Raw genomic sequence first — 8,282 nt, 5'->3', positions numbered from 1 at the left:
AAAGATGATAAGGGTATTGTGAAGCAACCAAAAGATCAGTCAACCGATCAAAAATACCTTAACTGATCGGTGTTAGCCTTAGGGCCGTTTTTTTGTGTCTGTAATAAAATCACTGACTATAAAGCTGCTCATTTAGCGGTTAGCTTGTTAAAATAAAAAAAACGATATTTAAAGCAAGGCAATATGGCATTTACAACAACCTACACACTAGATAAACCTTACTTTTACGAGTGCTTTGATGAGTCACTCCCCTACAGTAAGCGCGCCAAACCTAAGTACTTTTTACTTGTACTCCTCGTTGCGCTTGGTTTATTTGGCATTTATGTTTTAAACGATCATTACTTAGGATCGTTTATGATCATGCTAGGTGTACTAGAGTGCGTCGCTTTTTACTATCGCAGACCTTGGTGGGTAACCAGACAAATGCTCAGCAGAGCGTCAGGCTCAGAGGTAACACTTACCTTTGATGAAGAAGGCATTAAATCGGCTAATCATTACAAAAGCTTTCAGCTAACTTGGCAAGACATAAGCGAAGTAATAGATACTAAGCAAGGTATTATTATTAAAAATAAAAGCGGAATGCAGTACATTTCAAAACAAATACTAACCCCAGAAACACTCGTTTTTATAAACAAAAAAGCCACTCAGTGAGTGGCTTTTTGACTAGTTGAGTTAATTACTCAACTACGTATACGTGTTGATTAAGCATTGCCCGGATTAGGGTTCGACTTTTCAGCTTGTATGCGCATGTAAATCTCTTCACGATGCACTGATACGTCTTTTGGTGCATTAACACCGATTCGAACTTGATTTCCTTTAACACCTAGAACAGTAACTGTTACTTCGTCACCAATCATTAGGGTTTCACCTACTCTACGAGTTAGTATTAGCATTCTCTTGCTCCCATGTTCCAATAAAAATTATAAGATTCCGCTTAAACATACTAATGAAAATTAGACTGAAAAGTAAGTAAAAACTCTCAATCTATCCATTTTCTGTTAAAAATGCTTTGTGTAATGCACGAACTGCCAACTCTAGGTACTTTTCATCTATTAAAACTGAAATTTTAATCTCAGAAGTCGAGACCAAAACCACATTAATATTTTCCTGCGCTAATGCATCAAAAAATAAACTTGCTACACCAGAATGCGATTTCATACCCATTCCAACAGCAGAAACTTTAGCTACTGTTGGTAATCCGCTTATATTTTGAGCACTGAGTTGAGCTTGATCTTCGCTCAATAATTCAAGTGCTTGCAGATAATCATTCGAGTGCACAGTAAAAGCATAGTCTATTTTTTCAAAGATATGATTAACTTGATTAATCATATCTATTTCGATGCCATTATCAGCAAAAAGTTTCAATATTTTTGAAAGATATTGCGTACCGCTTGGCACACCATCAACTTTAATTAAACATTCGTCACGATTAAACGCAATCCCCGATACCACATTGCTTGGCATATCGTTCTCCTCAAAACTTATTAATGTGCCTTCATCAGGATTAAAACTAGAAAGCACCCTAAGTGGCACATTGTGTCTACCTGCAGCTTCTACCGAGCGAATATGCAAAACTTTCGCCCCTAAACTTGCCAGCTCTAGCATTTCGGCAAAAGTAACTTGGCTCATTCTGCGCGCGTTAGGTTCAACACGAGGATCTGTAGTATATACGCCATCAACGTCTGTATAGATCTGGCATTCGTCGGCTTTTATAGCCGCTGCTATTTCTACAGCCGATGTATCAGTGCCGCCGCGTCCAAGCGTTGTAATATTGCCCTCAATATCACGTCCCTGAAACCCAGCAATAATAGCAATACGATTATGCTCAAGCTCATGCTTTAAGCGCGTAGCAGCAACGTCTTCAATACGGGCTTTACCAAACATGTTGTCGGTTAGAATATTGACTTGATCGGCTAATAAGCTTACAGCTGAATGACCACGTTTGATAATAGCCATAGCAAGCAGTGATACAGAAACCTGCTCTCCAGTGCTAATAAGTACATCTAGTTCACGGCTACTCGGGCGAGTATCAATTTGTTTGGCGAGGTTAATTAAGCGGTTGGTTTCTCCCGACATAGCCGAGAGCACCACAACCACTTGATGTCCTTGTTGCCTGGTTTTAACAACAAGGTCGGCGACCGCTTCAATTCGCTCTATTGAGCCGACCGAAGTGCCACCGAATTTTTGAACAATAAGCGCCACTTAGGCTTAAGTTCGCTCAGTTAACCAAGCTGTAACGCTATCTAGTGCAGCAGCAAGGTTTTGTGGCTCACTACCACCGGCTTGTGCCATATCTGGACGACCGCCACCTTTACCACCTACTTGACCTGCCATATGGTTAACTAACTCACCGGCTTTTACTTTGCCTGTTAAGTCTTTCGTTACACCGGCAATTAGGCTTACTTTGTCGCCACTGGCAACACCCAGTGCAATAACACCTGAGCCAATCTTGTTTTTAAGGTCATCAACCATACCGCGAAGCGCTTTAGATTCAGTACCTTCAACGTTTGCTACAAGTAGCTTAACGCCATTAATTTCAACAATCGAATCAAGTAAAGACGCGCCCGCTGCACTTGCTAGTTTATCGCTAAGCTGTGCAATTTGCTTTTCAAGGCCTTTAGATTTTTCAAGCAACGCAGTTACTTTTTCAAGTACCGATGCGCTATCGCCTTTAACTAAAGCTGCAACATCGCTAAGTTGTTGCTCTTGCTCGCTAACGTACGCTACAGCATCTGCACCGGTTACCGCTTCAATTCGGCGAACACCTGCGGCAATACCGCTTTCAGATACAATTTTGAATAAACCAATATCGCCAGCGCGCTCAACGTGAGTACCACCACAAAGCTCAATAGAGTAGTCGCCAATAGTAACTACACGTACTTCGTCATCGTACTTTTCGCCAAACAACGCCATAGCGCCTTTTGCTTTAGCATCATCAATAGCCATAAGCTCAGTATTAAGTGCAAAGTTACGACGAATTTCGTCATTAACTACACGCTCAATTTCACGTAGCTCATCTTTAGTAACCGCTTCAAAATGCGAGAAGTCAAAACGCAAACGATCAGGCTGAACAAGTGAGCCTTTTTGGCCTACATGGTCACCTAATAGTTGGCGTAGTGCTTCGTGTAAAATATGCGTAGCTGTGTGGTTTTTCTTAATGCTGTCGCGGCGCGTATCATCAATAGTGGCGTCAACTTTATCGTTAACACCAATACGGCCTTGTACAGTACCGTGGTGAGCAAAAGCATTACCAAGCTTAGTGGTATTAGTAACATTAAATTCGCCACCAGCAACTGTAATAGTACCCGTGTCACCCGTTTGACCGCCTGATTCAGCGTAAAACGGTGTGCGGTCTAGTACTACAATACCTTGTTGACCATCTTCTAATAACTGAACAGCTTCGCCACCGGCAAAAATTTCAATAACGGTCGCGCTGTAATGCGTGCTGTCGTAACCTTTAAAGTCAGTGTGTTTATCTGATTTTAATTGGTCATTGTAATCAGCGCCAAACTTACCCGCTTGTTGCGCTGTTTTACGTTGTACAGCCATGCATTCTTCAAAGCCTTGATGATCAATTGTCATCTGGCGCTCACGCGCAACATCGGCCGTTAAATCAGCTGGAAAACCATACGTATCATAAAGTTTAAATACTAAGTCGCCCGGTATAATATCGCCTTTAAGGTCGCTTAAGCTTTCTTCTAAAATAGCTAAGCCACGCTCAAGTGTTTTACCAAACTGTTCTTCTTCAATGCGTAATACTTTTTCAATAATTTCTTGTTGCTTAGCAAGCTCAGGGTACGCTTGACCCATTTGCTCAATTAGCGCAGCAACTAATTTATAGAAAAACGAACCTTGTGCACCTAATTTGTTACCGTGGCGCACAGCACGACGAATAATACGGCGCAGTACATAACCACGGCCTTCGTTAGATGGCATAACACCGTCTGAGATTAAAAACGCACACGAACGAATATGATCCGCCACTACGCGTAGTGACTTGTCGTCCATGTCTTGTGCATTAGTAACACTTGCAGCAGCAGCAATTAAGCCTTGGAATAAATCGATTTCGTAGTTTGAATGCACGCCCTGCAAAATAGCAGAAATACGCTCAAGGCCCATTCCCGTATCAACAGATTGCTTAGGTAGAGGCAACATTGTACCGTCGCTTTGACGGTTGTATTGCATAAATACAAGGTTCCAAATTTCGATGAAACGGTCGCCGTCTTCCTCAGGAGAGCCCGGAGGACCGCCCCAAATATGCTCGCCATGGTCATAAAATATTTCAGAACACGGACCACACGGACCAGTATCGCCCATAGACCAAAAGTTGTCTGAGGTCGCAATACGAATAATACGATCCTCTGGCAAGCCAATTTCGTTAGCCCAGTAACCAAACGCTTCTTCATCATCGTGATAAATAGTTACTAAAAGTTTTTCTTTAGGTAGGCTTACTACCTCAGTTAAAAACTCCCATGCAAACTTAATCGCGTCTTGCTTAAAGTAATCACCAAAGCTGAAGTTACCTAACATTTCAAAAAATGTATGGTGGCGAGCAGTGTAGCCTACGTTTTCTAAATCGTTATGCTTACCGCCAGCACGTACACAGCGCTGCGAGCTTGTCGCACGTGTATAAGGGCGGCTTTCTGCGCCTAAAAATACATCTTTAAATTGCACCATGCCGGCATTGTTAAATAACAACGTGGCATCGTTACCCGGTATAAGCGAGCTAGAAGGTACTATTTGATGTTGCTTGCTGGCAAAAAAGTCTAAAAACTGTTGCCTAATTTGTGCGGTAGTCATGTGCTGCATTTGAAAGTCTCACCTGTATTTACTGTGCTTGCATTGCAAAATTAATTTCATCGTAGCTAAAACCCCGATACATTAAGTAGCGCACGCGCTTAGCTTTATCTTTGTAATCGAGATCGGCCGGTGTATTCGAATATTTTTTATTGTACGCATCCTGCGCAAGCTCAAACCAATCTACTTCAAGCTCTTCAACTACCAATTCAAGTAGCGAACGATCAATCCCTTTGCCCATAGCTTCGCTTTGTATTCGCTTAAGCCCGTGGCATTTAAATATGTGTTTTCTTACAAAGCCTTCACAGTATCGCTGCTCGTTAATAAAATTATGCTTTTCGCACCAATCAAGCAGCGTTTCAATAAACTCTTCTGTCGCTTCTTTTTGCTGTAATTTGAGCGTTAACTCTCGACGCGAATATTCTTGGCGCCCTAGTAACCAAAGTACATAGTTTTTTAGTTTTTGCTTTAATTTATCATCCATTAAGCGTCAAAACGCCCGCTTGTTTCACTGCTAAGTGGCTTAACATTAATGTCGTCACTTGGTGGTACAACAGGCATAAAAATGGCTTGATAAGATACAAAAAAGCTAATGTAGCAAATCGGCATTAAAATCAACAGTGGTAAGAACGATAAGAACATCGAAAGCGCCATAAATAATGCGCAAATAAGGCCAAAAACGCCAAGTGGCAAAATGTTATGATAAAACACCATTAACGATTTTTTAAGCGCCGTTAAAATACGTGTTTCTTTACTAAAATAAACAAGCGGTACAGCGTAAGCAAACGCCGTTAAATAAATTAGCATTGCCATAAAAAACAAAATGACATTCGCGCCCGAAATACTCTCAAGCATTTGTTCAAGTGCTACGTTTGGATCAAGTCCTGGTTGGCTCATAACAGCTACTGCATCGGCAAATAAGCCATTAGCAAGTAACGCCATTAAAATGCCCGCACCCATCTGATAAAGTGCTAAACGCAATAACCCTAAGCGATTTCCCTTAGCCGTAAATGGCTTGAGAATATCGGCTAGCATAATTTTTCCGCCCTGCTGCTTACTAAGCACCGCTTGGTAAAACCCTGCGGTTAAAAATGGCGTAGCTAGTGCTGCTACTACTTGCAGCAGCGGTAAAAATAAAGACAGCAGCCCTACAATACCAATAAATAAATGCATAAAAATAAAGGTTGCTGGCTGGGTTTTAAAAATAAGCCATCCGGCTTTTAACCACTTTAGCCCTGCATCGGCTTTAAAAATTCGTAATTGTGTAGACATACTTGCTCTTAATTTAAAACGAAACACGCCAAGTATAACTTGGCGTGAGGGGGTATTAATAGACGAAACTTAATTAAATGATTAAGGTTTTTTAATTTTCTTAATATCTAACATATGCGCGCCATGCTTAATTTTTGTTTCTAGGTACGATTTATTACCCGCAACACCCGCTTTAATGTGCGCATGCGTGCCCACAACCGAGTCAACATTAATACCGGCATCTTTTAATGCGTTAAGCTTTTTAGGATTATTGGTCATTAATTTAACGTGGCTTAAATTAAGCGCATTAAGCATTAACACAGCATCCGAAAAGTCACGTAAATCATCAGCAAAGCCTAAATGATTATTAGCTTCGTAGGTGTTCATACCTTGCGATTGCAATACGTAAGCGTCAATTTTGTTGTATAAACCAATGCCACGGCCTTCTTGGCGTAAATACAATAAAATACCGCCTTGCTCGTGCATCATTTCAATACATTCATTTAGCTGCTCGCCACAATCACAACGCGATGAGTAAAACACATCACCCGTTAAACACTCAGAATGCATACGAATAAGCGGTACATCTTGCTCTGTATCGGCGTTGTTAAACACCATAGCAATATGTTCTTTACCATCTTTTAAATCAGTAAATGAGATTATTTCTGCAGGGATATCACTATTTCTGCCAACATTAAGCTGGACTCTTGCTCTTACTTGCGCCACGACAAATCCAAATATTTAAATAACTACGACACGACAATAAAGTGATAATATCACAAAATAGGATAAATACACCGTAGTACAAGACTGTTTATGGCAAATATATGGCGACGACAGGCGTTATTTTCAATGATTGTTAGCAATAAATTAATACAAATAACAGCCAATGTTATTTACGTTGATTTACCTTAATCAGTGACACCTGCAGGCGCGTTTGGTATTTTGTATTTTAAACAACGATAGGGATTATTATGAAACGTCAGCAACTCGCTTTATTTATAGGCTTAAGTTTATCTGCTTTGAGCGCAACAACTTTAAGTACTACAGCACTCGCCAGCCAAGCAAGCGATCCTCAAACGGTATTTAGCCAAGCATACCAAAGCTATTTAGCAGCAGTTAAAGCAGACAAAAACGTACAACAAACTGCCAAACTTGCTTACACATCAGGTAAAGCCGTTTACGGTAAAAGCGACGACAATACTGCCAACTTAGCTATTAATTACGCTAAAGCAATAAAAGGCTACGGCGATGAGCTAAACGAACAGCGTTTTGCACTCTATAACGAAGCCCATACTATTTTAGCTGCAAATCACGGTAAACTATCAATAGAAATAATTGATGCACTGCTCGGCCAAGCTAACTACACAACATCAGCTTACAAAGCAGCTAATTTTTTAGAACAAGTAATAGATATAGCTAAAACACAAAATAAGCCTAAATTTGTAGCCGACATGAAACTAGAAGCGGCATCACTGCTTGCTAAAAAGTTTAGCTCTAAAAAATATCGCGAAGCGAAAAACTACCTAGAAGAAGCCGACGAATACTACCGTGAAAATCTACCTAGTAGCTCGGTAGAGCAAATTAAAGCTAACTTTTTAATAGCCGCATTTGCCGAAGGCAGTAAAAAATATAATCAGGCAATTGAGCGCTTAAACAACATAGTTACCGCGTTTGACGATAACTTAAAATACGATCACAGTGCTGAGCTAACCGCTCATTCTAAACTTGTAGGTCTGTACGAAAAACAAGGCAAAAGCGAAGAAGCAACTAAACACTGCCTCGCTATCGCTCAAATGGTGCCATGGAAAGAATCGCAAGAGCAAACACCACTCTATCGTGTTAATCCTAAATACCCAGTGCACAAAGCCAGATTTAGTACCGATGGTAGCGTTATTATGGAGTTTGAGGTAGACGCAGCTGGCTTTGTAAAAAACCCAAAAGTACTTAGCTCTGAAGGCGGCAGCGCATTTGAAAAGTCAGCCAAAGCAGCGCTTGAGCAATGGCGTTACGCGCCAAAGTTTGAAAATGGCAAACCCGTTAGCGCTATTTCTCAGGTACAACTCGACTTTAAAATTAACCGCCACTAAAAGCGGCTCATTAAAAAAGGCGCTTTATGCTGTCTCTTATACACAAATCCCTGCTAAGAAATTAGCAGGGATTTTTTTGAACTAAATCTCAATGTCATGATCAGATCTTCAAATCTTGTTTGAGGGCACATTATGATTAACGAA

General features: G+C 40.8%; 8 protein-coding genes. 2 read left to right on the top strand and 6 right to left on the bottom strand.

The genetic code is table 11. From position 1 onward, the window contains the following. The first annotated feature begins 183 nt into the window (after window positions 1-183). Entirely contained in the window at window positions 184-651 is a 468-nt protein-coding gene (locus I6E85_RS20485; protein ID WP_197237296.1) for a YcxB family protein, read from the top strand. Between the two features lie 50 nt (window positions 652-701). Here I6E85_RS20485 and csrA read toward each other — a convergent pair whose 3' ends face one another. From csrA to ribA, 6 genes are all read right to left on the bottom strand, one after another. Next, entirely contained in the window at window positions 702-893 is a 192-nt protein-coding gene (csrA, locus tag I6E85_RS20480; RefSeq protein WP_004587515.1) for a carbon storage regulator CsrA, read from the bottom strand. Between the two features lie 91 nt (window positions 894-984). Further along, window positions 985-2,202, bottom strand: coding sequence for an aspartate kinase (locus I6E85_RS20475; protein ID WP_197102756.1), 1,218 nt, complete (start codon window positions 2,200-2,202; stop codon window positions 985-987). Between the two features lie 6 nt (window positions 2,203-2,208). Further along, window positions 2,209-4,809, bottom strand: coding sequence for an alanine--tRNA ligase (alaS, locus tag I6E85_RS20470; protein WP_121954070.1), 2,601 nt, complete (start codon window positions 4,807-4,809; stop codon window positions 2,209-2,211). 19 nt (window positions 4,810-4,828) lie between these two features. Next, entirely contained in the window at window positions 4,829-5,281 is a 453-nt protein-coding gene (locus tag I6E85_RS20465; RefSeq protein ID WP_007583805.1) for a regulatory protein RecX, read from the bottom strand. Then, window positions 5,281-6,069: a BPSS1780 family membrane protein gene (locus tag I6E85_RS20460; RefSeq protein ID WP_007378958.1), complete on the bottom strand. Its 789-nt coding sequence runs from the start codon at window positions 6,067-6,069 to the stop codon at window positions 5,281-5,283. Before I6E85_RS20460 ends, I6E85_RS20465 begins: the two co-directional genes overlap by 1 nt. An 81-nt stretch (window positions 6,070-6,150) precedes the next feature. Continuing rightward, the gene (gene ribA, locus I6E85_RS20455; protein WP_007583803.1) at window positions 6,151-6,774 is read right to left on the bottom strand and encodes a GTP cyclohydrolase II; all 624 of its coding nucleotides are present in this window, start codon (window positions 6,772-6,774) and stop codon (window positions 6,151-6,153) included. 248 nt (window positions 6,775-7,022) lie between these two features. Here ribA and I6E85_RS20450 point away from each other — a divergent pair, with 248 nt between their 5' ends. Further along, complete coding sequence (locus I6E85_RS20450; RefSeq protein ID WP_197237294.1) at window positions 7,023-8,138, top strand: energy transducer TonB; 1,116 nt, start codon at window positions 7,023-7,025, stop codon at window positions 8,136-8,138. The last annotated feature ends 144 nt before the right edge of the window (window positions 8,139-8,282 follow it).

This window comes from Pseudoalteromonas sp. NZS71 (genome assembly GCF_015864715.1).
GTDB classification, from domain to species: domain Bacteria; phylum Pseudomonadota; class Gammaproteobacteria; order Enterobacterales; family Alteromonadaceae; genus Pseudoalteromonas; species Pseudoalteromonas arctica.
This window is presented reverse-complemented; position numbering and strand designations above follow the sequence as displayed.

Bases quoted from the DNA above. Each gene is read 5' to 3' on its own strand.
- I6E85_RS20450 (WP_197237294.1), top strand. From the start codon at position 7,023: ATGAAACGTCAGCAACTCGCTTTATTTATAGGCTTAAGTTTATCTGCT.
- csrA (WP_004587515.1), bottom strand. From the start codon at position 893: ATGCTAATACTAACTCGTAGAGTAGGTGAAACCCTAATGATTGGTGAC.
- I6E85_RS20460 (WP_007378958.1), bottom strand. From the start codon at position 6,069: ATGTCTACACAATTACGAATTTTTAAAGCCGATGCAGGGCTAAAGTGG.
- alaS (WP_121954070.1), bottom strand. From the start codon at position 4,809: ATGCAGCACATGACTACCGCACAAATTAGGCAACAGTTTTTAGACTTT.
- I6E85_RS20465 (WP_007583805.1), bottom strand. From the start codon at position 5,281: ATGGATGATAAATTAAAGCAAAAACTAAAAAACTATGTACTTTGGTTA.
- I6E85_RS20485 (WP_197237296.1), top strand. From the start codon at position 184: ATGGCATTTACAACAACCTACACACTAGATAAACCTTACTTTTACGAG.